General features: G+C 70.7%; 20 protein-coding genes, 3 rRNA genes and 2 pseudogenes. 8 read left to right on the top strand and 17 right to left on the bottom strand.

Annotation, left to right across the window (positions count from 1 at the left end):
• Window positions 1-31: 31 nt before the first annotated feature.
• The 3 genes from GA0070608_RS22400 (at window position 32) to GA0070608_RS22390 (ending at window position 2,857) form a co-directional block, all read left to right on the top strand.
• On the top strand, window positions 32-859 hold the full coding sequence (locus GA0070608_RS22400; protein WP_091635829.1) for an ABC transporter ATP-binding protein: 828 nt from the start codon (window positions 32-34) through the stop codon (window positions 857-859).
• Between the two features lie 100 nt (window positions 860-959).
• Complete coding sequence (locus GA0070608_RS22395) at window positions 960-1,526, top strand: GNAT family N-acetyltransferase (RefSeq protein WP_091630482.1); 567 nt, start codon at window positions 960-962, stop codon at window positions 1,524-1,526.
• A 194-nt stretch (window positions 1,527-1,720) separates the two neighbouring features.
• Complete coding sequence (locus GA0070608_RS22390) at window positions 1,721-2,857, top strand: FUSC family protein (protein WP_245715886.1); 1,137 nt, start codon at window positions 1,721-1,723, stop codon at window positions 2,855-2,857.
• Here GA0070608_RS22390 and GA0070608_RS22385 read toward each other — a convergent pair.
• The 6 genes and pseudogenes from GA0070608_RS22385 to GA0070608_RS22360 all read right to left on the bottom strand — a co-directional run bounded on the left by GA0070608_RS22385 (window position 2,824) and on the right by GA0070608_RS22360 (window position 7,029).
• Window positions 2,824-3,516, bottom strand: coding sequence for a RibD family protein (locus tag GA0070608_RS22385; protein WP_091630480.1), 693 nt, complete (start codon window positions 3,514-3,516; stop codon window positions 2,824-2,826). The genes GA0070608_RS22390 and GA0070608_RS22385 overlap by 34 nt on opposite strands.
• Window positions 3,515-3,697 (bottom strand): annotated as a pseudogene (locus GA0070608_RS22380) (GTP cyclohydrolase); the annotation flags it as partial. The gene GA0070608_RS22385 and the pseudogene GA0070608_RS22380, both read right to left, overlap by 2 nt.
• Before the next feature lie 47 nt (window positions 3,698-3,744).
• On the bottom strand, window positions 3,745-4,563 hold the full coding sequence (locus GA0070608_RS22375; RefSeq protein WP_091630479.1) for a methyltransferase domain-containing protein: 819 nt from the start codon (window positions 4,561-4,563) through the stop codon (window positions 3,745-3,747).
• Window positions 4,560-5,639: a glycosyltransferase family 4 protein gene (locus tag GA0070608_RS22370; RefSeq protein WP_091635826.1), complete on the bottom strand. Its 1,080-nt coding sequence runs from the start codon at window positions 5,637-5,639 to the stop codon at window positions 4,560-4,562. The genes GA0070608_RS22375 and GA0070608_RS22370 overlap by 4 nt, the downstream gene beginning before the upstream one ends.
• 7 nt (window positions 5,640-5,646) lie before the next feature.
• On the bottom strand, window positions 5,647-6,045 hold the full coding sequence (locus GA0070608_RS22365; protein ID WP_091630478.1) for a 6-pyruvoyl trahydropterin synthase family protein: 399 nt from the start codon (window positions 6,043-6,045) through the stop codon (window positions 5,647-5,649).
• Between the two features lie 3 nt (window positions 6,046-6,048).
• Entirely contained in the window at window positions 6,049-7,029 is a 981-nt protein-coding gene (locus tag GA0070608_RS22360) for a zinc-dependent alcohol dehydrogenase (protein WP_091630477.1), read from the bottom strand.
• Between the two features lie 91 nt (window positions 7,030-7,120).
• Here GA0070608_RS22360 and GA0070608_RS22355 point away from each other — a divergent pair.
• A pseudogene (locus GA0070608_RS22355) lies at window positions 7,121-9,322 on the top strand (CDP-alcohol phosphatidyltransferase family protein); the annotation flags it as partial.
• 271 nt (window positions 9,323-9,593) lie between these two features.
• Here GA0070608_RS22355 and GA0070608_RS22350 read toward each other — a convergent pair.
• The 3 genes from GA0070608_RS22350 to GA0070608_RS22340 all read right to left on the bottom strand — a co-directional run bounded on the left by GA0070608_RS22350 (window position 9,594) and on the right by GA0070608_RS22340 (window position 12,327).
• Entirely contained in the window at window positions 9,594-10,157 is a 564-nt protein-coding gene (locus GA0070608_RS22350; protein WP_091635823.1) for a GerMN domain-containing protein, read from the bottom strand.
• A gap of 143 nt (window positions 10,158-10,300) precedes the next feature.
• The gene (locus GA0070608_RS22345) at window positions 10,301-11,656 is read right to left on the bottom strand and encodes a sensor histidine kinase (RefSeq protein WP_091630476.1); all 1,356 of its coding nucleotides are present in this window, start codon (window positions 11,654-11,656) and stop codon (window positions 10,301-10,303) included.
• Window positions 11,653-12,327 (bottom strand): response regulator transcription factor, encoded by a 675-nt coding sequence (locus GA0070608_RS22340; RefSeq protein ID WP_091630475.1) that lies wholly within the window; start codon window positions 12,325-12,327, stop codon window positions 11,653-11,655. The genes GA0070608_RS22345 and GA0070608_RS22340 overlap by 4 nt, the downstream gene beginning before the upstream one ends.
• A gap of 198 nt (window positions 12,328-12,525) precedes the next feature.
• Here GA0070608_RS22340 and GA0070608_RS22335 point away from each other — a divergent pair, with 198 nt between their 5' ends.
• From GA0070608_RS22335 to GA0070608_RS22325, 3 genes are read left to right on the top strand one after another with little or no spacing between them, the layout of a single operon-like run.
• Window positions 12,526-12,885, top strand: coding sequence for a GlsB/YeaQ/YmgE family stress response membrane protein (locus tag GA0070608_RS22335; RefSeq protein ID WP_091630474.1), 360 nt, complete (start codon window positions 12,526-12,528; stop codon window positions 12,883-12,885).
• A complete protein-coding gene (locus GA0070608_RS22330; protein WP_091630473.1) occupies window positions 12,882-13,556 on the top strand; it encodes an STAS domain-containing protein in 675 nt (224 codons plus the stop codon). The genes GA0070608_RS22335 and GA0070608_RS22330 overlap by 4 nt, the downstream gene beginning before the upstream one ends.
• Window positions 13,557-13,595: 39 nt before the next feature.
• Window positions 13,596-13,895 carry a BON domain-containing protein gene (locus tag GA0070608_RS22325; RefSeq protein ID WP_091630472.1) on the top strand — a complete coding sequence of 100 codons (300 nt, stop codon included), beginning with the start codon at window positions 13,596-13,598 and terminating at the stop codon, window positions 13,893-13,895.
• 16 nt (window positions 13,896-13,911) lie between these two features.
• On the opposite strand, the gene GA0070608_RS22320 is transcribed toward GA0070608_RS22325, so the two are convergent.
• Window positions 13,912-14,754 carry an NmrA family NAD(P)-binding protein gene (locus tag GA0070608_RS22320; protein ID WP_091630471.1) on the bottom strand — a complete coding sequence of 281 codons (843 nt, stop codon included), beginning with the start codon at window positions 14,752-14,754 and terminating at the stop codon, window positions 13,912-13,914.
• Window positions 14,755-14,912: 158 nt separating this feature from the next.
• On the opposite strand from GA0070608_RS22320, the gene GA0070608_RS22315 reads away from it, so the two are divergent.
• Window positions 14,913-15,182, top strand: a complete 270-nt coding sequence (locus GA0070608_RS22315) for a hypothetical protein (RefSeq protein ID WP_091630470.1) — start codon at window positions 14,913-14,915, stop codon at window positions 15,180-15,182.
• Window positions 15,183-15,194: 12 nt separating this feature from the next.
• Here GA0070608_RS22315 and rrf read toward each other — a convergent pair.
• From rrf to GA0070608_RS22280, 7 genes are all read right to left on the bottom strand, one after another.
• A 5S ribosomal RNA gene (rrf, locus tag GA0070608_RS22310) occupies window positions 15,195-15,311 on the bottom strand.
• An 87-nt stretch (window positions 15,312-15,398) separates the two neighbouring features.
• A 23S ribosomal RNA gene (locus GA0070608_RS22305) occupies window positions 15,399-18,510 on the bottom strand.
• Window positions 18,511-18,884: 374 nt separating this feature from the next.
• Window positions 18,885-20,400, bottom strand: a 16S ribosomal RNA gene (locus tag GA0070608_RS22300).
• Together the 16S, 23S and 5S rRNA genes form the textbook arrangement of a ribosomal RNA operon.
• A gap of 626 nt (window positions 20,401-21,026) precedes the next feature.
• On the bottom strand, window positions 21,027-21,926 hold the full coding sequence (locus GA0070608_RS22295) for a DUF6807 domain-containing protein (RefSeq protein WP_342672638.1): 900 nt from the start codon (window positions 21,924-21,926) through the stop codon (window positions 21,027-21,029).
• Window positions 21,896-22,579 (bottom strand): hypothetical protein, encoded by a 684-nt coding sequence (locus GA0070608_RS22290; protein ID WP_091630469.1) that lies wholly within the window; start codon window positions 22,577-22,579, stop codon window positions 21,896-21,898. Before GA0070608_RS22290 ends, GA0070608_RS22295 begins: the two co-directional genes overlap by 31 nt.
• Window positions 22,576-23,337 (bottom strand): carbohydrate ABC transporter permease, encoded by a 762-nt coding sequence (locus GA0070608_RS22285; RefSeq protein WP_091635816.1) that lies wholly within the window; start codon window positions 23,335-23,337, stop codon window positions 22,576-22,578. Before GA0070608_RS22285 ends, GA0070608_RS22290 begins: the two co-directional genes overlap by 4 nt.
• Before the next feature lie 110 nt (window positions 23,338-23,447).
• On the bottom strand, window positions 23,448-24,428 hold the full coding sequence (locus GA0070608_RS22280) for a carbohydrate ABC transporter permease (RefSeq protein WP_091630468.1): 981 nt from the start codon (window positions 24,426-24,428) through the stop codon (window positions 23,448-23,450).
• Between the last annotated feature and the right edge of the window lie 19 nt (window positions 24,429-24,447).

The raw sequence follows: 24,447 nt of genomic DNA, 5'->3' as shown, positions 1-24,447 counted from the left end.
GGCCAACCACGACGAGAACGGAGCACCGAGCATGCAGTCCCGGCTGAGCGGCACGGCGATGACCCTCGCCTACGAGCGGCGGACCGTCGCGCAGGACCTGAGCGTCGCCGTGCCCGACCGGTCCTTCACCGTCATCATCGGCCCCAACGCCTGCGGCAAGTCCACCCTGCTGCGGGCCCTGTCCCGGCTGCTGAAGCCGGCCGCCGGGGCGGTGCTGCTCGACGGCGAGGACATCCACCGGCTGCCGGCCCGGGGCGTGGCGCGCACCCTCGGCCTGCTGCCCCAGTCGTCCATCGCGCCCGACGGCATCGGCGTCGCCGAACTCGTCGCCCGCGGCCGGTACCCGCACCAGGGGCTGCTGCGGCAGTGGTCACGCGAGGACGAGCGGGTGGTCACCGAGTCGATGGCCGCCACCGGGGTCGCCGACCTGGCCGACCGGCCCGTCGACGAGCTCTCCGGCGGGCAGCGGCAGCGGGTGTGGATCGCGATGGCGCTGGCCCAGCAGACGCCCCTGCTGCTGCTCGACGAGCCGACCACCTACCTGGACATCGCCCACCAGATCGAGGTCCTCGACCTCTGCGCCCGGCTGCACGAGGAGCAGGGCCGCACGCTGGTGGCGGTGCTGCACGACCTCAACCACGCCGCCCGCTACGCGTCGCACCTGATCGCGATGCGCGAGGGGCGGGTGGTCGCCGCCGGCCCACCCCGGGAGGTGGTCACCGCCGAACTGGTCGAGGCGGTGTTCGGGCTGCCCTGCCGGGTGATCGACGACCCGGAGACCGGCACTCCCCTGGTGGTTCCCGCCGCCCGCCGCCGGGCCGCCGCGAGCGCCCCGACGGTCGCCGTCGCCAACGGGTGACGGGCGTGGGCGCCGCCGAACGGGAGCGCCGGACGGTCGGTGGCACGCCGCGAGCCGACCTACTCGCGCATCGACCGGAATCACCGTACGGTGGCACGCGATGCGTGATCTCGCCAGCACCTACCGACAGGACGTCGACGGCTTCGGCCACGTGACGATCCGCCCCGTCGACCCCGACACCGACATCGACCTGATCCACGCCTGGGTCAGTCAGGAACGCGCCCAGTTCTGGGGCATGCGCGACGCCGGCCGGGATCGGGTCGAGGAAATCTACCGCTACCTGGACTCGCTGCCCACCCACCACGCCTGGCTGACGCACCGCGACGGCAGGCCGGTCGCGCTGTTCCAGACGTACGAGCCGGCCGCCGACCCGGTCGGCGAGTGCTACCAGGTCCAGCCCGGCGACCACGGGGCCCACCTGCTGATCGGCCCGCCCGACACGGTCGAACGGGGCTTCACGGGCACCCTGTTGGACGTGTTCCTCAGCTTCGTCTTCGCCGACCCGCGACACCGGCGCGTCGTGATGGAGCCGGACGCGCGCAACGAGAAGGCGGTGAACCGGCTCCTGCGTACCGGCTTCGTCGCCGGGCCGCTGATCGACCTGAACGGCAAGCGCGCCCGGCTGCTCTTCCTCGACCGGGAGACGTTCGAGGCCCGCCGGCCCTGACCGGTCGCGCAGGGTGCGCAGCCCCGCCACCGCACGGGCGACCCTCGCCGCCGACCGCCGGGCAGCCCCTGCGGCACCGCGTTGACCAGGACGGTTACCGGGATCCCGGTGTGGGTAGAGGCGACGCCTGTGCCGGTCCCACCGGCAAGCGGGATTCGGCGTGGATGCGGCCTGGGCAGGAAGAGGTACGAGCGGTGCGGCAGCGGTTGCGGGGCGTGGGCGGGCGGATCCGGCGCGACGGCATGGCGGTGGTCGAGCTGACCCTCGCCGCGACCGTGGCGTGGGTCCTCGCCGCCCTGGTGATCGGCCATCCCGACCCGTTCTTCGCGCCCACGGCCGCGCTGGTCGTCCTCGGCGAGGCGCGGGGGCGGCGGGTCCGGCAGACGGTGGAGGTCCTGCTGGGGGTCGCGGCCGGCGTGCTCGTCGCCGAACTGCTGGTGTACGCGCTCGGCCCGGGCACCGACACCATTCTCCTGGTCGTGCTGCTGACCACCGGCCTGATGGTGGCGATCGGCGCGAGCACCACCCTCGTGGTGCAGGCGGCGGTCTCCGCGATGTACCTGGTGGCGGTCGCCGCGCCCAGCGGCACGCTGATGCCGTTCCGGTTCGTCGACGCGCTGATCGGCGGCGCGGTGGCGTTGGCCGCGAGCCAGTTGCTGGTGGCCCGCGACCCGCTCGCCCCGCTCGTCAGGGAGGCCCGGCAGAGCTTCGCCGACCTGGCCGAGCTGCTCGACGAGCTCGACGGCGCACTCGCCCGGTGCGACGAGACCGCTGCCCGGGCGGCGCTGGACCGGGCCCGGCGGCTGGACGACTGCGTGGATCGGCTGCACACGGCTGTCCGGGCCACCGGGGAGACGCTGCGGTTCCGGGTCCGCCGGCGGCGGCACCTCGGCCAGGTGCGGGAGGTGGAGGCAACCACCCGGCAGCTGGACTACGCCGTACGCAACGTCCGGGTGCTGACCCGCGCCGGGGTGACGCTGACCCGGCTGCACACCCGGACGCCACCGGAGCTGGGCGACGCGATCCGGGCCCTGGCCACCGCCGTACGCGCCGCGGGCGAGGCGATGGCGACCGACCTGACCGGCAGGGACGCCGACCGGCACGTGGCGCGGGCCGACGAGGCGGCCATGGCGGCCGTGCGGGTCGCCGGCCGGCTGCTCGGATCCGACCCGTCCCTGCCCGTCACGATGATCGTCGGTCAGATCCGGGCGACCGCCATCGACCTGCTACGCGGGGTCGGTCGCGACGACGTCGCCGTGCTGGAGCGGGTGGACGAGGCGCTCGGGGTGGGGCCCGCTCAGCCCGCGTCGCAGCGCTCCGACAGCGCGTAGCGGACCAGCACGACGTCGCCGATCTGGCGGGTCTCCGCCACCCGGGCCCGGTGGCCGGGATGCCAGGGAAAGCTCCCCTCGCCGCCGAACCGGGGTGCCCGCAGGTCACCGACGAAGAACGGGGCCACCACAAGGTGCAGCTCGTCGGCGAGACCGGCGGTGAGGAACTGCCCGAGCACGGCCGCCCCACCCTCCACCATCAGCCGGTCCACCCCCCGGGCGGCGAGGTCCGCCAGCGCCCACGCCGGGTCCACCGGATCACCCGCGTCCACCACGGTGGCCCGGCCGGCCAGCCGCTTCCCGGTCCGGCCCACCGTCGGGCTGGCGCAGTAGACGATCCGGTCGGCGTCGCCGGTGGTGAAGAAGCGGGCGGCGGGATCCAGGTCGCCGCGTCCGGTCACCGTGACCTTGGCCGGCGAGGCGGGCAGGCCCCGCGCGAGGCGGTCGGCGCGGCGCCGCGCCGAGCGGATCACCAGACGCGGATTGTCCCGCCGGACCGTGCCCGCGCCCACCAGGATCGCGTCGCAGCCGGCGCGGACCTCGTCGACCCGGTCCAGGTCGGCCTCGTTGGACAGCAGCAGCCGCTGCCCGCTGGCGTCGTCGAGGTAGCCGTCGATCGACGTCGCGCAGCTGAGCAGGACGTACGGACGCTCAGTCACGGACGAAGGGGAGGTCGAGGGCGTGTCCGCCCTGGTCGCCGAGCCCGAACGCGAGGTGCTCCCGGCCGTCGACGAGACCGTCGAAGGAGAACACCCGGGCGGTGGTGAGGTATCCGTCGGGGAACCGTAGCGGCACGGTGACCTGCGTACGGACCGTGGCGGCGGGCGGGGCTTCGGACATCGGACTCCTCGTCAGACGGTACGGGCGGGCACCCGGGCCGGCCCGGTTCACCCGCCGCCGGCCAGCAGGTCGAGGTGGTCGACCAGCACGACGAGCCGGCCGGCGGCGATCTCACGGCGGCGCCGGCGGGCGTACGCCCGGGTCGGGCCGGTCAGCTCGGGCCGCTGCTCGCAGGCCGCGTCGAGCCAGCCGGTGAACCACTCGGCGGCCAGCCCGGCCCGCTGCGGGCCGAGCCGCCACGGGCTGGGCCGCAGGACCACGTCGACGCCGCGCCGGGCGAACGCCGCCGCGCAGGCGTCGACGGCGTCCGGCCCGAGCAGGGCACGTCCGGCGACCTTGCGACGCTGGTGCTCGTTGAACGCCGCGGCGATCCGCGCGTCCCACGGGTCCGCCGGCGCGAGCCGCACCCGGCCGGTCACCGAGAGGGTCAGCAGGGTCGGGCAGCCCGCGCCGGCGCAGGCCGCGACGAGCCGCTCCACCTCCTCGGTGGTGAACATGTCCAGCAGCGCGGACGCGGTGACCAGCGACGCCTCGGCCAGGTCGGCGGCGGTCAGCCGGGTGAGGTCGCCGCGTCGGGTCTCGGCGGTGACCGGCCCGCCGTCGCCGGCCACGGGCATCCCGGCCGCCGCGCGGGCGAGCAGGTCGGCGTCCTGGTCGTGCAGGATCCAGTGCTGCGGGCCGGGCAGTCGCGGCGCCAGCCAGCGGGCCATCGCGCCGGTGCCGGCGCCGAGGTCGTGCACGACGCGCGGTCCGCCGGTCAGCCGGCGGCGGACCAGGTCCACCAGGTCGGCGGCGCGGGCCGCCGCGTCGGCGGGTTCCCGCAGCGTCAGCCAGTCCGCGAAGTGCGGCGGCAGGTGCGCCGTCATGCCGTCACCACCCCGCTCAGCACCCCGGCCGTGACGGTCGCGGTGACCGTCCAGTCGTCGAGCGTGCGCCGCCGCCCACGCGCCGCCCGCCGCAGCACCTGCCGCAGCTCGGGTTCGCCGAGCCAGCGCCGCAGCGCGCCGGCCAGGGCCGCCGGATCGTCGGGCGGCACCAGCAGTCCCGGCGCCGCGCCGTCCGGCGCGCGGCCCAGGGCCTCGGACAACCCGCCGGCCGCCGTGGCGAGCACCGGGATCCCCCGCGCGAGGGCCTCGGTGACCACCATCCCGTACGTCTCCCGACGCGACGCCAGCACCAGCAGGTCGGCGGCGGCGTACCCGGCGTGCAGGGCCGCCCCGGTGCGCGGGCCGACCAGGCGCACCCGGTCGGCGAGGCCGTGCCCGGTCACCTGCCGGCGCAGGCCCACGACGAATCCCGGGTCCCGGGTCAGCGGTCCCACGCAGACGCAGCTCCAGGGCAGGTCGGCGACCGCCGCCAGGGCCTCCACCAGCACGTCGTGCCCCTTGTGCGGGGCGACGGCGGCGACGCAGAGCAGGTTCCCGCCGGCCGGTGTCCCTGGCGTGGGCGGGACCGGGTCCACGCCGGGCCGGGCGACATGCACCCGGCCGGCCGGCAGTGCGTACCGGTCGAGCAGCCGCCGCCGGGTCCATTCGCTGGTGGTGACCACCGCGACGGCGGCGGCCAGGGCGGCGCCCTCGGCGTCGTGCTCCAGCGGCAGGTGCACGACGACGACGAGGCGCAGCCGTCGGGCGTGCGGATTCAGCACCTCCGGTACGGACGACGCGACCAGCCCGTCGAGCAGGACCGGCGCACCGTCGGGCAGTGCCGCGAGTGCCTCGGCGAGCCCGGTTCGCGCCGCCCGGTCGGGGCAGGGCCAGTCGCCGGGCACGGCGTGCTCGCGGACCGTCCAGCCGGCCGCCGCCAGGCCCCGGCAGAGCCGGCGGTCGTAGCTGTTGCCGCCGCTCGGCGTGGCCGGGTCGTCGATGTCGTTCGGCAGCACCACGTGCACCGTCGCCGGGCCACCGCGGGCGGTCGTCGGCCTCACCGGGTTCCCGACCATCACGGCCTCAGAGGGATCGTTCGTAGCTGGCCCAGGCGACGTGCGACTCGTGCAGCGTGACGGTGATGCCGGCCAGGGCGCGGGCGCCCACGCCGAGGTCGCCGACGCGTACCCGCTCGGCGAGGCGGTCGGCGACGGTCCGGGCCAACATCTCGGTGGTGGTGTTCACGCCGGCGAAGGCCGGGTCGTCGTCGAGGTTGCGGTAGGTCAGCTCGCCGAGCACCGCCTTCAGCTGCGCGGCGGCCAGTCCGATGTCGACCACCACGCCGTCGGTGTCGAGGTCGGGGCGGCGGAAGGTGGCGTCCACGACGAAGGTCGCCCCGTGCAGACGCTGCGCCGGGCCGAACACCTCCCCCCGGAAACTGTGGGCGATCATCATGTGGTCCCGGACGGTCACGCTGAACACGGGTCACTCTCCCTCGTAGGTGATGAGGTGGCACAGTGCGGGGAGGCTGCCGGCGGTCAGCTGGGCCAGTACGTCGGGCAGCTCCGCGAACCGGGACTCGCCGGTGAGCAGCGCGTCGAAGGCGGGATCGGTCAGCAGTTCCAGGGCGAGCCCCAACCGGTCGGCGAAGTCCCGGCTGCCCCGGCGGGCCGGCGCGACGGCGCCCACCTGGCTGCCGCGCACGGTCAGCCGGCCGGAGTGGAACGCCCCGCCCAGCGCCAGCGCGACGGTGCGGTCGCCGTACCAGCTCAGCTCGACGACCGTGCCCTCCGGCCGGAGCAGTTCCAGCGAGCGTTGCAGGCCGTCGGCGGTGGCGCTGGCATGCACCACGAGGTCCCGCCCGCCGGCGGCCTCCTCGGGCGGGGCGAAGCCGACGCCGAGCGCGGCGGCGACCGCCGCCCGGGCCGGATCGGTGTCGACCAGTTCCACCCGCACGCCCGGGAAACGGGCGAGCAGCGCCGCGACGCAGCAGCCGACCATGCCGCCGCCGACCACGCTCACCCGGTCGCCGACCAGGGGCGCGGCGTCCCAGAGCGCGTTCACCGCCGTCTCCACGGTCCCGGCGAGCACCGCGCGGGCGGGCGGCACCGCGTCCGGCACGGGCACCACCGCCCCGGCCGGGACGACGTACGCGCTCTGGTGCGGGTGCAGGCAGAACACGGTCCGCCCGCGCAGTTCGTCCGGGCCCCGCTCGACCACTCCCACGTTGAGATAGCCGTACTTCACCGGTGCCGGGAAGTCGCCCTCCTGGAACGGGGCCCGCATCGCCGCGTGCTGGTCGGCGGGGACACGGCCGGCGAAGACCAGCGTCTCGGTCCCCCGGCTGACGCCGGAGTACCGGCTGCGGACGAGCACCTCGCCCGGGCCGGGAGCGGCCAGCGGCACCGACCGGATCTCGCCCTCGCCGGGCGTACGCAGCCAGAAGGCGCGCGCCTCACCGGTCATCGGCTCCTCCTCACCCGAATCCGGGGCGAACCGAACAGCGGTATACCCGTAGTTGCTGTCGGTAATCGTCGATAATAGACACGGAGGCACGGTGCCCACGGTTCGAACAGGCCCGGTGATCGGGCTGATCGTCCAGATCGTCCTGCTGGCGGGGCTGGCCGCGACGGTCGGCCTCGGCCCGGCGGGCTGGCTCGCCGGGTCCGCGTACGGGACGGTGCTGTGCCTGGCCCTCGACCGGGGGCTGCGCCGCTCGGGCGGGGACGTGCTCGGGCCGGCCGACCGGGTGACGCTGGCCAGGGCCGTGCTCGTCGGCGGCGTGACGGCCCTGACGGTGGACGCGCTCGCCCCGGCCGCCGGCGACCGGCCCGGGCCGGTCGGGGTGCTGGTCGCCCTCGCCGCCGTGGCGCTGGCCCTCGACGCCGCCGACGGGTACGTTGCCCGGCGCACCGGCACCGCCAGCGCGCTGGGGGCACGCTTCGACATGGAGGTCGACGCGTTCCTCATCCTCGTCCTCGGGCTGGCCGTCGCGCCCGCCGTGGGCGCCTGGGTGCTCGCCCTCGGTGCCATGCGGTACGCGTTCGTCGCCGCCGGGTGGCTGCTGCCCTGGCTGCGCCGCCCGCTGCCGCCGAGGTACTGGCGCAAGGTCGTCGCGGCGGCGCAGGGCGTGCTGCTGCTGGTCGCGGCGGCCGGGGTGCTGCCCGGTCCGGGCGACGCGCTGGTGCTGGCGGTCGCGCTGGCCCTGCTCGTCGAGTCGTTCGGCCGCGACGTCGGCTGGCTGTGGCGGCACCGGCCGGCCCGGGATGTCCCGCGTCACCGGCCGCGCGGCTCGCGCCGGTCCGCCCCGACCTCGTCGCCACCGGTGACCGACCGCCCGTCACCGCCCCGCGGCCGTACCCGCGAAGGAGCCAGCGGGCGGCCGTCCGGGCAGCTGGTGGTGCTCGGCGACAACCCGCCGGGGCCGCACGCGGCGCGGGCGACGACCGCGCTGGCCGCCCTGCTCGTGCTGGCCGCCCTGACCGCGCCGCACCAGCCCGCCCGGCTCACGCCCGGCGCGTTCGTGCGGGTCCCCCTCGAAGGGCTGCTCGTCGTCGCCCTGTTGCTCGCCCTGCCGGCGCCCGCGCGGCGGCCGGTGGCGGCGCTCGCCGGCGCGCTGCTCGGGTTGCTGACCCTGTTGAAGGTGGCCGACCTGGGCTTCCTCGCCACGCTCGGCCGTCCCTTCGACCCGGTGCTCGACTGGGCCCTGCTCGACGACGCGGTCGGGTTCCTCACCGACTCGGTCGGCCGGGCGGGTGCCACCGGCGCGGTCGTCGCGGCCGTGCTGCTGCTCGCCGCCCTCGTCCTCGCGACGACGCGGTCGGTGCTACGGCTGACCCGTCCGCTGGTCCGGCACCGCGTCGCCACCCGGCGTACGGTCGCGGCGCTGGTGGTCGTCTGGCTGGCCTGCGCCACGTTCGGCGTGCGGGTGTCCCCCGGCGTGCCGGTGGCCGACGCCGCCGCGACCGACCTGGTCGGCGCCCACGCGTCGCAGGTGCGCGCCCGGCTGCGCGACCGGGAGGTCTTCGCGGCCCAGATCGGTGTCGACCCGTTCCGGGACACTCCCGGCGACCGCCTGCTGACCGGGCTGCGCGGCAAGGACGTGGTGGTCGCCTTCGTGGAGAGCTACGGGCGCGACGCGGTGGAGGACCCGGAGTACGCCCAGGGCGTGGGGGCCGTGCTGGCCGACGGGGACCGCCGGCTGCGGGCGGCCGGCTTCGCCTCCCGCAGCGGGTTTCTCACCTCGCCGACCACCGGCGGCGGCAGTTGGCTGGCCCACGCCACGCTGCTGTCCGGGATGTGGGTCGACAACGACCAACGGCATCGCAGCCTGCTGTCCAGCGACCGGTTGACGTTGGGCGGCGCCTTCCGGCGGGCCGGCTGGCGCACGGTCGGCGTGATGCCGGCCGTCACCCGCCCCTGGCCGGAGGGGGCCTTCTTCGGCTACGAACGCTTCTACGACGGCCGCGGCCTCGGCTACCGGGGGCCGAGGTTCGGCTACGCCCCGATGCCCGACCAGTACACGCTGGCGGCCTTCGAGCGGCTGGAACGCTCCCGGGCGGACCGCGCTCCGGCAATGGCCGAGATCGCGCTCGTGTCGAGCCACTCCCCCTGGACGAGAATCCCCCGCCTGGTCGACTGGTCGCAGGTCGGCGATGGGAGCATCTTCCACCACGCGACCACCGGCAACCCGTCGTCGCAGCCCCGCGCCGGCTACCGCCGCTGCGTCGAGTACTCGCTCGGCACCCTCGTGTCCTACCTGGAGACCCACGGCGACGACGACCTCGTGCTGGTCTTCCTCGGCGACCACCAGCCCGCCCCGGTCGTCACCGGCGCGGGGGCGGGTCGCGACGTGCCGGTCACCGTCGTCGCCCGGGATCCGGCGGTGCTCGACCGGATCTCGGGGTGGGGCTGGGACGACGGCCTACGGCCTGGCCCGCGCGCGCCGGTCTGGCCGATGGACGCCTTCCGCGCGGTTCCTCACCGCCTTCAGCGGCTGACCCTGGCCGGACCGCGCACCGCCGGCCCCGTCAACGGGGCACCACGAGGCCGGCGTAGTCGTCGGCGGCGAGAGGTCGCCGGGACAGCGACCCGTCGGCACGCGGCACCCCCAGCGGGGCCCCGCCCCGGAAGAAGACCACGGTGTCGACGTCGGAGCGGGCGGTCAGGGTGCAGACGATCTGCCCGAAGGCGAGGACCTCGTCGCTGCGGCCCGTCTCGTCGCCGGCCCCACCCAGGTCCACGTCGACCTCGGTGCCTCGCGGCCGGGCGGCGGCCACCGGCACGGCCCCGGGCAGGGCCGTCGTGAAACCGGTGTCGCGCTCGGCGGTGGTCGGCCCGGCCAGCAGGTGCTGGAGCTGGGCGTCGACGGTGGGTGTGCCGTCGACGTGGCGCTCGACGCGGACCAGCCGGTCGTCCCGTACGAAGCAGAGCACCTCCGTCGCCCGCCCCGCCGTCAGGGTGGGGGTCGGCGTTCCGACGACCGCTCCCGGCGAGGGGAACGGCCCGGGTGGGGGTGCCACGGCACGCGGTGCGTCCTCGGTCGGGACGCCGCAGCCGCCGAGCAGCCCGAGGACGACGAGCGCGCCGCCCACGCCGCGCCACCAGCCCGGCCGCCGCGCCGACCAGCGTGACCCCGGCGGGATGCTCGCGGGCGCACGGCGGATCCCGCCGAGCTGTGGGTCGGCGGACACGCGGCCGGTCCCGCCGAGTCGCGGTTCGGCGGGCGCGTGGCGGGTCACGGCAGCGCCCCGGGCAGCTCGACGCGGAAGCGGGCACCCCCGCCGGGGCGGGCGCCCGCGCTGGCGCGCCCCCGGTGCGCGGCGGCGTGCTCCGCGACGATGGCCAGCCCGAGGCCGGTGCCGTCACCGCCAGCGCGCGAGTGCGCGGCCCGGCCACGGACGAAGCGGTCGAAGATGATGTCCCGGTCGCCGGGAGGCACGCCCGGCCCCCCGTCTTCGACCTCGATGACTCCCGTCCCGCCCCGTCGCGACAGCCGCACAGCCACCGGTCCGCCGCCGTGGCGCAGCGCGTTGTCGACCAGGTTGGCCAGGATCTGCTCGACCCGGCGTTCGTCGACCAGCCAGGTGGGGGCGGCACCCCGATCGGTGCGCACGAGCGTGTCCGCCAGCCCGCGCGCGTGACAGGCGCGGCGGGCCAGGGCCGCCACGTCGACCGGCGCCCGGTCGACCGGCTGGTCGCTTCGGGCGAGCTGGATGAGGTCGTTGACCAGCTGCTGGAACCGGGTGATCTCGTCGGCCACCAGTCCGGCGGCGGTGGCGGTGCGCTCGTCGAGGTGTTCCCGGCGACGGGCCAGGACGCTGGCCGCCGCCGACAGGGTCTGCAACGGTGAGCGCAGCTCGTGGCTGACGTCGGCGGCGAAGCGGCGATCCCGTGCGATGCGTTGGGAGAGCTGGTCGACCATGTGGTTGAAGGACGTGGAGAGCCGGGTCAGGTCAGGATCGGTGGTCGCCGCGAGCCGGGCGGAGAAGTTGCCCGCTGCGATCTCCTGCGCGGCGTCGGCCACCGCCGTCAGCGGACGCAGGCTGTGCCGGGTGGCATACCAGCCCAGAGCGGCGCCGGATCCGGCGACCACGATGGCCACGGCGGTGAGCGCGAGCGCCAGGACCCGCAGGGTCTGGTCCAGCTCGCGCAGTGAGGTCAGCTCGTAGTAGCTGGTGGACGGGGCCAGCGGCAGGCCGACGAGCAGGGTGGGCTGGCCGTTGACCCGGACCCGCTGCACGGCCGGTTTCCCGGTCTGCACGAGCTGTTGCAGGTCGGCCGGGATGGCGGCGGTCAGGCCGGCGTCGGCCGTGCGGGCGTACCAGTCGTCCCCGCGGTGCAGCAGCGGTCGGCGGTTGCCGCCGGTGTCGAGGGACCGCAGCACCTCCACCACGTCGGGTTCCTCCGTGTCCAGGCCGGTACGCACCACCGCCGCGTCGAAGTACGCCGCCCGCACGGCGGTGCGCTCCCGCTCGTCGAGCAGGGACCGCCTGGTCAGCTCGTACGAGACCAACGCCATGGACGCGGACAGCAGCAGCGCGCCGACGGCGAACCCGGCGGACACCCGGGCCCGCAGTCCGAGCCGCCTCACCGGGTCAGCTTGTAGCCGAGGCCGCGCAGGGTCACCAGGTGCCGGGGGTTGCCCGGATCATCCTCGATCTTCTGCCGCAGCCGACCCACGTGCACGTCGACGAGCCGCTCGTCGCCGGTGTCGTAGCCCCAGACCCGTTGCAGCAGCTGGTGGCGCGACAGCACCCGGCCGGCATGCTCGGCCAGCTCGCACAGCAGCCGGAACTCGGTGCGGGTGACCGGCACCGACCGGCCGGCCAGGCGTACCTCCCCGGCGTCCGGACTGATCTCCAACTGCCCGAACGTGAGCACCGGCACAGGGTCGGGCGCCGCCCGGGCCCGGCGCCGCAGGGCGCGCAGCCGCGCCGACAGTTCCTTGATCGCCACCGGCTTGACCACGTAGTCGTCGGCCCCGGCCTCCAGCGCCGCGACGATGTCGTGGGTGTCGTCTCGGGCGCTGACCACCACGATCGGCACGTCGTCGTCGCGGCGCAGCCGCCGGATGCACTCGAAGCCGTCCAGGCCCGGCAGCATGAGGTCGACCAGCACGTTGTCGGCCGGTTCCCGGCGCTGCATCAGCAGCCCCTCCTCGGCGGTGGCCGCGCCCCGGACGTGGTAGCCCTCGTCCTCCAGTGCGAGCAGCAACGCCAGACGGATCCGGTCGTCGTCCTCGATCACCAGCACGTCCGTCATACCGGCATCATCCCCAAGGCGACGGCGACCGCCCAACCGTGTCCGACGTTCGGCGGTTTTGTCACGCAACTGTCATACAACCGCGTGGCTTGCGCCACGGGCGGCACCAAAGGTGGTGGATGACGCCCGTGGGCCGGCTGCCGTCGGCCTACCGGCCCCGAGGACGCAACAGCCGACCAGTTCCGGAGGAGGGCGCAGATGACCGTCGCCGGTCTCGTCACCGCACTCGCCGTCGGTCTCCTCGTCGCCGCGCTCGGCTGGCGGCTGGCCCCGCGCCGGCGGGAGGTGCCGATCTGGCTGATCCTGGTGGCGGGAATCGTCACCGCCCTGCTCGGCGTCATCCTGGCCCGCATCGTCGGCCTCGACCTCGACGGGTCCGGCCCGTGGAGCATCGGCGTACCGGCCGGCTCGGCCGTCCTCGGCGTCGCACTGGTGCTGGCCACGGCCGGCCCCGCCCCGACGCGCGGGGCCCAGCCGGACCTCGACCCCGCCCCGAAGCCGCCGGTCGCGAGCCGGCGCGTGGCACGGCCCGACCTCCCATGGAGGAAGACACCATGACCGTCGTACCGGACGAGCACCTCATGACGTTGATCTGCGACAGCTGCGGGGAGACAACCACGGGAACCGCCTGCGTCCTGCCCGACGCCGAGGTCGTCTGGACCCTGGTCGCCGACCACGGCTGGAGCGGCTCGCCGTTCGCCACGGGCCCGCACCGCTGTCCCCGGTGCAGCCTGCCGGTGCCTGGCGTCGGAGGCGGCAGCGCCGGGCGGGGCGGGCAGCCGGCCGGCGGAGTGCCGGGCAGGGCGGGCGCCGATGGCCGCGTCGACGTCGCGGTGGTCACGACCACCGGCGACACCGACGTCGACACCGCCGACGAGTTGCGGGCCGCCCTGCGGCAGGCCGTGGATGTCCGCGGACACGTGGTGGTCGACCTGACCCGGGTCCACCTCATCGACGCCGACGGGCTCGGGCTGCTCGTCCGGGCCCACCGCGACGCCCGGGACCGTGGCGCCGTGCTCTGCCTGGCCGCTCCGTCCCGCTTCATCCGCACGGTCCTGCACACCATGCGGCTCGACGGCCTGTTCCCGATCTTCGCCAGCCCGGAGGAGGCCGTCCGGCGGCTGTCCTCGGGCGGAACGGGGGACGCCAGCGGACTGGCGGCCGTCGCCGCCGGGCCGGATCCGCGCGGCCTTCCCCCGGCGGCGGTGACCGAGGCGTTGTCCCGCTGACCCGGCGGCCGGGCCGGCAGACCACCGAAAGGAGCACACATGCTCATCCCCTGGCCCTACCCGGACGAAGGCGGCTTCCGCCCCGAACCGCCGGGACTTGCGCCGGACGACGAGGACACCCGGCTGACGGCGCTGGTTGCCCAGCGGTTGAGCAGCGACTGGAGCACCCGCCGCCAACAGATCGTGGTGACCGTGCAGAACCGCGTCGTCATCCTCGCGGGCATCGTGGCCGGTCCGGACACCAGGCAGGTGGCCGGCGAGATCGCCTGGGACGTCCGGGGCGTGGTCGACGTCTGCAACGCCCTACGGCTCGTCGGTTCCCGCCGCTCCCGGCACTGACCGCGGCCGGCCGTGGTCAGGCGGCCCAGGCGCCCGCCGCAGCCGCCGCCCGGGCGTGGTCGGCGAGGTCCTGGGGTGCGCGGCCGAGCGCCCGTCGTACGCCGTCGGTCAGGCTCTCGTTACGTCCGTCGAGCACCTCGGTGAACAGATACGTCAGCAGTGACACCATGTCGGCGGGGACGCCCGCGTCGCGCAACGCGCCGACGTACTCCTCGATGGTGACCGGGACGAACGAGACGGGGCGGCCGGTCGCGGCGGCGATCTCGGCCACGGCCTCGGCGAAGGTCAGCAGCCGAGGGCCGGTCACCTCGTACACCTCGCCGGCGTGCCCGTCGTCCAGCAACGCCGCCACGGCCACGTCGGCGATGTCGTCGGCGTCGACGAACGGTTCCCGTACGGCGTCGACGGGCAGGAACAGCGTCCCCTCCCGCAGCCCGTCGACGAACGGCCCCTCGCTGAAGTTCTGCTGGAACCAGCTCGCACGCACCACGGTCCACCGGCCGCCGGCCGCCTCCACCGCGTGGCGGACCGCCTTCTCGGCCCGTTCCGCCTCCGGCTCGCCCCGCCCCGAGAGCAGCACGACCCGACGCACCCCGCTCGCCACGGCCAGCCGGGTGAACGACTCCACGACCTCGACGGCACCCGGCACCGCCAGGTCCGGCTGGTACGACAGGTAGACCGCGTCGACCCCGGCGACGACGGCCGGCCAGGTGGACCGGTCCGCCCAGTCGAAGGGGATCTCGGCGGACCGGGAGCCGAGCCGGACGGATAGGCCGCGGGCGACGAGCCGGGCGGCGACGCGGCTGCCGGTCCGGCCGGTGCCGCCGAGTACGAGGACGGTGAGGTTCGTGTCTGTCATGCCTCCATCCAACGGCCGCCCGACGGCCAGGGCCATGCGCGCGAGGCGCGTACGCATACGAGCGCGTCTCGTGAAACGGCCCAGGCCGCGCGATGGTGCTTTCACAGACCGGCGCCGGCCGGTGTCTCCATGCGGAGAGCAGCACTCGAGGAGGAGACATGAGCAGCAACACCCGGGTCCCCAGGGCTGAGATCACCGGTGTCTACGGCGCCGTGCTGAAGAAGATCAGCAGGAGGATGTTCGGCGCGGTGGCCGAGCCCCTCGAAGTGATGTGGCACCACCGGCCGGTGCTCAGGTTCAGCCTCGGCCTCGGCCGGAAGGCCGCCGGTTGGAAGGCCGCCGGCTGGAAGGAGTGCGACACGGACCTGAAGTCCTATTCGACACGGGTCGGAAAAGCAGTTCAGGGCCACCCCGAAGGGTGGCCCTGAACTGAAAAAGTTGTCCGGCGGTGTCCTACTCTCCCACACCCTCCCGAGTGCAGTACCATCGGCGCTGGAGGGCTTAGCTTCCGGGTTCGGAATGTTACCGGGCGTTTCCCCTCCGCCATGACCGCCGTAACTCTATCGACATATCAAACAACACCACACACGCGTGGGTTTGTTGTTCGTTTGCCAAGAGTTGCACAGTGGACGCGTAGCAGCTTAGTAGTCAAGTCCTCGGCCTATTAGTACCGGTCAACTGAACCCGTTACCGGGCTTACATTTCCGGCCTATCAACCCAGTCGTCTAGCTGGGGGCCTTACCCCCACAAAGTGGGGTGGGATACCTCATCTTGAAGCAAGCTTCCCGCTTAGATGCTTTCAGCGGTTATCCCTTCCGAACGTAGCTAACCAGCCGTGCCCCTGGCGGGACAACTGGCACACCAGAGGTTCGTCCGTCCCGGTCCTCTCGTACTAGGGACAGCCCTTCTCAAGTATCCTACGCGCACGGCGGATAGGGACCGAACTGTCTCACGACGTTCTAAACCCAGCTCGCGTACCGCTTTAATGGGCGAACAGCCCAACCCTTGGGACCTGCTACAGCCCCAGGATGCGACGAGCCGACATCGAGGTGCCAAACCATCCCGTCGATATGGACTCTTGGGGAAGATCAGCCTGTTATCCCCGGGGTACCTTTTATCCGTTGAGCGACACCGCTTCCACTCGCAAGTGCCGGATCACTAGTCCCGACTTTCGTCCCTGCTCGACCTGTCAGTCTCACAGTCAAGCTCCCTTGTGTACTTGCACTCAACACCTGATTGCCAACCAGGCTGAGGGAACCTTTGGGCGCCTCCGTTACCCTTTAGGAGGCAACCGCCCCAGTTAAACTACCCACCAGACACTGTCCCTGAACCGGATAACGGTCCGAAGTTAGATACCCAAATCAACCAGAGTGGTATTTCAAGATTGCCTCCACCCATACTGGCGTATGGACTTCACCGGCTCCCACCTATCCTACACAAGCTAATTCGAATACCAATGTCAAGCTATAGTAAAGGTCCCGGGGTCTTTCCGTCCTGCCGCGCGTAACGAGCATCTTTACTCGTAATGCAATTTCGCCGGGCCTGTGGTTGAGACAGTGGGGAAGTCGTTACGCCATTCGTGCAGGTCGGAACTTACCCGACAAGGAATTTCGCTACCTTAGGATGGTTATAGTTACCACCGCCGTTTACTGGCGCTTAAGTTCTCCGCTTCGCCCCGAAGAGCTAACAGGTCCCCTTAACGTTCCAGCACCGGGCAGGCGTCAGTCCATATACATCGAATTACTTCTTCGCATGGACCTGTGTTTTTAGTAAACAGTCGCTTCCCCCTGCTCTCTGCGGCCATACAACGCTCCACCCGCATGGGGCTTCACGTCTCCGGCCCCCCTTCTCCCTAAGTTACGGGGGCAATTTGCCGAGTTCCTTAACCACAGTTCGCCCGATCGCCTCGGTATTCTCTACCTGACCACCTGTGTCGGTTTGGGGTACGGGCCGCTAAGAACTCGCTAGAGGCTTTTCTCGGCAGCATAGGATCACTGACTTCACCTGAATCGGCTCGGCATCACGTCTCAGCCTTCATGCACCACGGATTTGCCTATGGTACGGCCTACACGCTTACCCCGGCACAACCACCGGCCGGGCTCAGCTACCTTCCTGCGTCACCCCATCGCTTGACTACTACCCGCCAGGTTCCCACGCTCCCCAAACATTGACCCGAAGGTCGCCGCCGGTTCGGATGGTTAGCACAACGAGATTCATCAGGGACGCTCTTTCGCGGGTACGGGAATATCAACCCGTTGTCCATCGACTACGCCTCTCGGCCTCGCCTTAGGTCCCGACTCACCCAGGGCGGATTAGCCTGGCCCTGGAACCCTTGGTCATCCGGCGGAAGGGTTTCTCACCCTTCTTTCGCTACTCATGCCTGCATTCTCACTCGTGCCGCGTCCACAACTGGGTCACCCCGCTGCTTCACTCGCGGCACGACGCTCCCCTACCCATCCACACACCTGCACAAGGAATCAAGTCCAAGCGAGGATAAAATGTGAATGCCACAGCTTCGGCGGTGTGCTTGAGCCCCGCTACATTGTCGGCGCGGAACCACTTGACCAGTGAGCTATTACGCACTCTTTAAAGGGTGGCTGCTTCTAAGCCAACCTCCTGGTTGTCTATGCGACCCCACATCCTTTTCCACTTAGCACACGCTTAGGGGCCTTAGCTGGTGATCTGGGCTGTTTCCCTCTCGACTACGAAGCTTATCCCCCGCAGTCTCACTGCCGCGCTCTCACTTACCGGCATTCGGAGTTTGGCTGATTTCGGTAAGCTTGTGGGCCCCCTAGACCATCCAGTGCTCTACCTCCGGCAAGAAACACGCGACGCTGCACCTAAATGCATTTCGGGGAGAACCAGCTATCACGGAGTTTGATTGGCCTTTCACCCCTAACCACAGGTCATCCCCCAACTTTTCAACGTTGGTGGGTTCGGCCCTCCACGCGGTCTTACCCGCGCTTCAGCCTGCCCATGGCTAGATCACTCCGCTTCGGGTCTAGGACACGCGACTGAATCGCCCTATTCAGACTCGCTTTCGCTACGGCTCCCCCACACGGGTTAACCTCGCCACATGCCACTAACTCGCAGGCTCATTCTTCAAAAGGCACGCCGTCACCCCGCAAGGCTCCGACGGATTGTAGGCGAACGGTTTCAGGTACTATTTCACTCCCCTCCCGGGGTACTTTTCACCATTCCCTCACGGTACTTGTCCGCTATCGGTCACCAGGAAGTATTTAGGCTTACCAGGTGGTCCTGGCAGATTCACGGCAGATTACAGGGGTCCGCCGCTACTCGGGAATACCCACAGAAGGTCAGCAACTTTCACCTACCGGACTTTCACCGTCTACGGTCAGCCATTCCAGACTGTTCGACTAGCCACTAACTTTGTAACTTCTCGAACAAGTGTCAGCTCGTTCAGCAGGGTCCCACAACCCCGACCACGCAACCCCTGACAGGTATCACACGCAGCCGGTTTAGCCTCGATCCGCTTTCGCTCGCCACTACTCACGGAATCACTAAATTGTTTTCTCTTCCTACGGGTACTGAGATGTTTCACTTCCCCGCGTTCCCTCCACACACCCTATGTGTTCAGGTGTGGGTGACTGGACATGACTCCAGCCAGGTTTCCCCATTCGGACACCCTGGGATCACAGCTTGGTTGACAGCTCCCCCAGGCCTATCGCGGCCTCCCACGTCCTTCATCGGCTCCTGGTGCCAAGGCATTCACCGTTCGCCCTTGACAACTTGACCACAAAGATGCTCGCGTCCACTGTGCAATTCTCAACAAACGACCAACCCACAACCAGATCCACCCCACACCAGCACCACCACAGTGATCGGTATGCGAGGCCAGGTCATGCCTGGCAGCCCGACGAGCTCACGCTCGCCAACGGCTCCGAAAGAAACAACCACCGGTTGTTCTTTCAGGACCCAACAGGGTGCTCTACATCCTCCCTCAGCCGCACCAGAACAATCCGTTCCCACCACCCCAAAAGGCAGCTGTACTAGGTTGCCCCGGCCGTTGCCGAAGAAAAACTCGCCAGTGTCTCCGCCATCGAGCACCCCACCACCACATGCGGGCAGTGCGGGCTCCTTACCGACTTTCGTCGGAAGGTGCTCCTTAGAAAGGAGGTGATCCAGCCGCACCTTCCGGTACGGCTACCTTGTTACGACTTCGTCCCAATCGCCAGCCCCACCTTCGACGGCTCCCTCCCTTACGGGTTGGGCCACCGGCTTCGGGTGTTGCCGACTTTCGTGACGTGACGGGCGGTGTGTACAAGGCCCGGGAACGTATTCACCGCAGCGTTGCTGATCTGCGATTACTAGCGACTCCGACTTCACGGGGTCGAGTTGCAGACCCCGATCCGAACTGAGACCGGCTTTTTGGGATTCGCTCCACCTCACGGTATCGCAGCCCATTGTACCGGCCATTGTAGCATGCGTGAAGCCCTGGACATAAGGGGCATGATGACTTGACGTCATCCCCACCTTCCTCCGAGTTGACCCCGGCAGTCTTCGATGAGTCCCCGCCATAACGCGCTGGCAACATCGAACGAGGGTTGCGCTCGTTGCGGGACTTAACCCAACATCTCACGACACGAGCTGACGACAGCCATGCACCACCTGTGACCGCCCCCGAAGGACCTCACATCTCTGCGAGTTTTGCGGCCATGTCAAACCCAGGTAAGGTTCTTCGCGTTGCATCGAATTAATCCGCATGCTCCGCCGCTTGTGCGGGCCCCCGTCAATTCCTTTGAGTTTTAGCCTTGCGGCCGTACTCCCCAGGCGGGGCGCTTAATGCGTTAGCTGCGGCACAGGGAACCGGAGAGGCCCCCCACACCTAGCGCCCAACGTTTACAGCGTGGACTACCAGGGTATCTAATCCTGTTCGCTCCCCACGCTTTCGCTCCTCAGCGTCAGTTTCGGCCCAGAGACCCGCCTTCGCCACCGGTGTTCCTCCTGATATCTGCGCATTTCACCGCTACACCAGGAATTCCAGTCTCCCCTACCGAACTCTAGCCTGCCCGTATCGACTGCAGGCCCGCAGTTGAGCTGCGGGTTTTCACAGTCGACGCGACAAGCCGCCTACGAGCTCTTTACGCCCAATAAATCCGGACAACGCTCGCACCCTACGTCTTACCGCGGCTGCTGGCACGTAGTTGGCCGGTGCTTCTTCTGCAGGTACCGTCACTTACGCTTCGTCCCTGCTGAAAGAGGTTTACAACCCGAAGGCCGTCATCCCTCACGCGGCGTCGCTGCATCAGGCTTCCGCCCATTGTGCAATATTCCCCACTGCTGCCTCCCGTAGGAGTCTGGGCCGTGTCTCAGTCCCAGTGTGGCCGGTCGCCCTCTCAGGCCGGCTACCCGTCGTCGCCTTGGTAGGCCATCACCCCACCAACAAGCTGATAGGCCGCGAGCCCATCCCAGGCCGAAAAACTTTCCACCAAACACCATGCGGTATAAGGTCATATTCGGTATTAGCCCCCGTTTCCGAGGGTTATCCCAAAGCCTAGGGCAGGTTGCTCACGTGTTACTCACCCGTTCGCCGCTCGAGTACCCCGAAGGGCCTTTCCGCTCGACTTGCATGTGTTAAGCACGCCGCCAGCGTTCGTCCTGAGCCAGGATCAAACTCTCCAACAAAAACTTGTTGAAAAACTGTCCCGGCAACAAACAAATGTTGCCAAAGGAATCCAAGACCAGCCAAACCGAAGCCTGACCAATCCCGGGGTATAAATCATTTTGGCACTGGCTTATCAAGCACCCTGTTGAGTTCTCAAAGAACAACCACACACCGCCCAGAAACCCCACACCGTGGAGCACCCGACCCGGGGCATTTCCCTCACATCCCCGCCGCTCTCGCGCCGGGCACTTTTACTACGCTACCCGGTGATTTCCGCCGAGTCAAACCGCTCTGTAGCGATCCGCACCACTTCAACCCTATTTCCAGGCACCCCTCGAACGCCGACTCTCGCCGACGATTTTCGGGAAGTTCGGCAGACCGGCCGCTCTACGGTTTCCCGCGAGCTCGCCCGGTTTCCTGCCGGTCGTGAACCTTACCCGGTCGGTTCCGCCGCGCCAAATCCGCCTCGCGACGAATCCGGGGGCACCGCCCGTACCGGCCCAGACAGGCGAACCCACCCGGACCGACGGTCACACCACGCTCCGGCCTGACCAGGGCTTTCGCCCTGTTCGTCCGTTCCGCGCTGGCAGAGAGAAAGTTACGCCCGCGCGGCAAGATCGTCAAATCCGGGGTGTGCCGGCTCGCGTCACACCGGCTCGCCGGTGGCCAACGCGTCGGCCACCGCCCGGTCGAGCGTGCCGTCGGCGACGACCACCCGGTGCCGGCCGGCTCGGCTCGCACCCGCGGCGATCACCCTGGGTCGGTCGAACGCGAACGCCACGCAGATCCCCGGGTACATCGCGGTCCGCACGAACCACCGGTCACCTTCCGCGAGCCCCACCAGCACCAGGGTGTACGCGGCCCCGTCCGGCCCGGTACCGCTGAAGGCCAGCCACGGTTCGGCGCTGCCGTTGACCGCCTCCTCCCCCTCGGCGGTGGCCGTGCACACCCGCCCGGGCGTCGTGCTGACCGCCCGCCAGAAGAAGCCGCCGTAGCCGGCGCCGCCCGGGCGCCCATTGGTCGCCGGACTGCCGAGCGCGACGTCCCGGTCGGCGGGGGCGGTCAGCGTGTACCCGACGTCGAGGGCCCAGGCCCGCTCGTCGACCCGCTGCGCGGCCAGCTCGCGCCGCTCGGTGAGCAGCACCGCCCCGGCCCGGTCGCGCCACTCCAGTTGGTGCGCCAGCCGCTGCGGGTCGCGGGTCTCCCACCGGGTGTGCGCGATCCGGCCGTGGTCGTCGCGCCAGGTGTAGCCGGCGTCGCGGACGTAGGTACGCCCGCCCCAGAGGTTGGTGCCGTCGACGTCCTGCACGGCCAGGGAGGCGCCGAGGTGCCAGACGTGGTCGGCCGGGAACACGTCCGTGACCACCGTCCCGCCGAGGGTCCGCACGGGATGCAGGTACGGGCGGGGCCCGTGCCGGGGGTCGATCGCCGGGTCGACGACGTACCGGGCGACCGGCACGTCGTCCACGCTGAGCTGCCGGTCGTTCTCGGTCACGCCGGGCTGCCGGTCCGCGATCACGTCGAGCTCCTGGTAGTTCTCGGCCACGACTGGCCCACCGGGGTGAACACGACCCGCCGGGCGACCGCGTGCAGGGCGGCGACCACGTACCCGGCGAGGATGGGCAACGCGACCGGGGTGATCAGCACGGCGAGCAGCGCGGCGACGGTGACGGCACCGCCGGCGGCGGCCCAGGTGCCCGGGTGGGTACGGCAGGCCCCGGCGGCGGCGCGGGCGGCGTCCCGCCAGCCGCGCCCACCCCGGCGACCGACCTCCACCACCACCAGCGCGGCGTACCCGGCCAGGGCGGCGGTCACCGCGACGGTCACCAGCAGCAGCGGTGCGCCGCCGGGGACCCGGCCGCCGGCCAGCGCGGCGACGTCGACGGCCAGCAGCCCGAGGGCAGCGACCGCCAGCACGCTCACCCCGGCGCCGGGCAGCAACGCCCGGCCGTACCGGGTCAGGTTCTCCCGCGCGGACGGCCAGGACCCGACGGTGTACCGGTCGTGCACCGCCGCGCTGGCGGCGGCGACGGCCGCCGCCGCGGTGAGCACCGGCAGCGCCGCCAGCGTCAGCACGATGCCGAGCACGGCCAGGTCCGTCGCGTCGGTGAGCACGTCCCGCCAGTCACGGCGGACCGGCCCGTCGTCCCGCTGTGGCCCGTGATCCCCGTACGGCCCGTCGTCCCGGTGCGGCCTCATCCCTTGAGCCCGCTGGTGTTGATGCCCTCCACCAGCATCCGCTGGAAGGCCACGAAGAACAGGAACACCGGCAGCAGCGACAGCACCGACATGGCGAACATCGGACCGACGGCGCTCTGGCTCGTCGAGTCGATGAACAGGGTCAGCGCCACCGGCACGGTGTAGTCCTCCAGGTCGGAGAGGAAGACGAGCTGGCGGAAGAAGTCGTTCCAGGTCCAGATGAACGAGAAGATCGCCGTGGTGACCAGCGCCGGTCGGCTCAGCGGCAGGATCACGTGCCGGAAGATGCCGAAGGCGTTCGCGCCGTCGATCTTGGCGGCCTCGTCGAGCTCGCGCGGGATGCCCCGCATGAACTGCACCATCAGGAAGACGAAGAACGCCTCGGTGGCCAGGAACTGCGGGATCAGCAGCGGCAGGTACGGCCACTCGCCGCCGACCAGGCCCAGGCTGCGGAACAGGATGTACTGCGGCACGATCAGCACGTGCCCGGGCAGCAGCAGCGTCCCGATCATGACGGCGAACCAGACGCCGCGCAGCCGGAACCGCAGCCGCGCGAAGGCGTACGCGGCGAGCAGGCAGGAGATCCCGTTGCCGATCACGGTGAGCAGGCTGACCATCGCACTGTTGAGGAAGAACCGACCGAAGCTGAAGTCGAAGTTGGTCCACCCGTCGACGTAGTTGCCGGGAGTGAACTCGTTCGGCAGCAGGCCGATGTTGTTGACGATCTCTTCCTGGCTCTTCAGGGACGTACCGATCATCCAGAAGAGCGGGTAGAGCACGACCGCGACGATCGCGATCAGGATGAGCAGACGCACCGCCTGCCCGCCGCCCACGCGGCGCCGGCCGGTCGCCGGGGTTGCCGTCGCCGTCACCGGTCCTCCCCGTCGGAGTAGTGCACCCAGAACCGCCCGGTGCTGAAGAAGATCGCTGTGATGATCGCGATGGCGGCCAGGAAGACCCAGGCCATCGCGGAGGCGTAGCCCATCTCCAGGTCGGTGAACCCGGTGATGTAGAGGTTCAGCGTGTACATCAGGGTGGAGTCGACCGGGCCGCCGGTGCCGTTGCTGAGCACGAACGCGGCGGTGAAGCCCTGGAAGCCGTTGATGGTCTCCAGCACCAGGTTGAAGAAGATCACCGGCGAGAGCATCGGCAGGGTGATGTTGACGAACTGCCGCCACTTGCCGGCGCCGTCGACGGAGGCCGCCTCGTAGAGCTCGGTGGGCACCTGTTTGAGACCGGCCAGGAAGATCACCATGGGCGCGCCGAACTGCCAGATGGCGAGCACCATCAGAGTCTCCAGCGCCCAGTCGGGGTCGTTGACCCACGGCTTGCCCTCGATGCCGAAGACGGCCAGCAGCGAGTTGAACGCGCCCTCGCGGTTGAACATGTTCACCCAGACGATGGCCAGCGCGACGCTGCCGCCGAGCAGCGACGGCAGGTAGAACAGGCCGCGGAACAACCCGACGCCGCGCCAGGCGCGGTTGAGCAGCAGGGCCACCCCGAGCGCGGCGGCCAGCTTCAGCGGTACGGCGACCAGCGCGAAGGTGAGCGTCACCCGCACCGAGTGCCAGTACGACGGGTCGGCGGTGAACATCCGCTCGTAGTTGGCGAAGCCGACCCACTCCACCTCGGAGAAGGGGGTGAGGATGTCGTAGTTGGTGAAGCTCAGGTAGAGCGACAGGAGCATGGGTATCGCCGTGACGGCCAGCAGGCCGAGCAGCCAGGGCGACAGGAAGACGTAGCCGGCCAGACCGTCACCGTGCCGGGCCCGCCCGACCCCGCGCCTGCCGGCGGGGGTCGGGACGGATCCGGTACGTCGGGTCGGACCGGGCGCCGTGGTCAGGGCCACGAGCCGGTTCCTCTCCTAG

Source organism: Micromonospora peucetia, from assembly GCF_900091625.1.
Classification (GTDB): Bacteria; Actinomycetota; Actinomycetes; order Mycobacteriales; family Micromonosporaceae; genus Micromonospora; species Micromonospora peucetia.
Note: the sequence above shows the minus strand (reverse complement) of the source record. Positions and strands in the feature narration are given on the sequence as shown.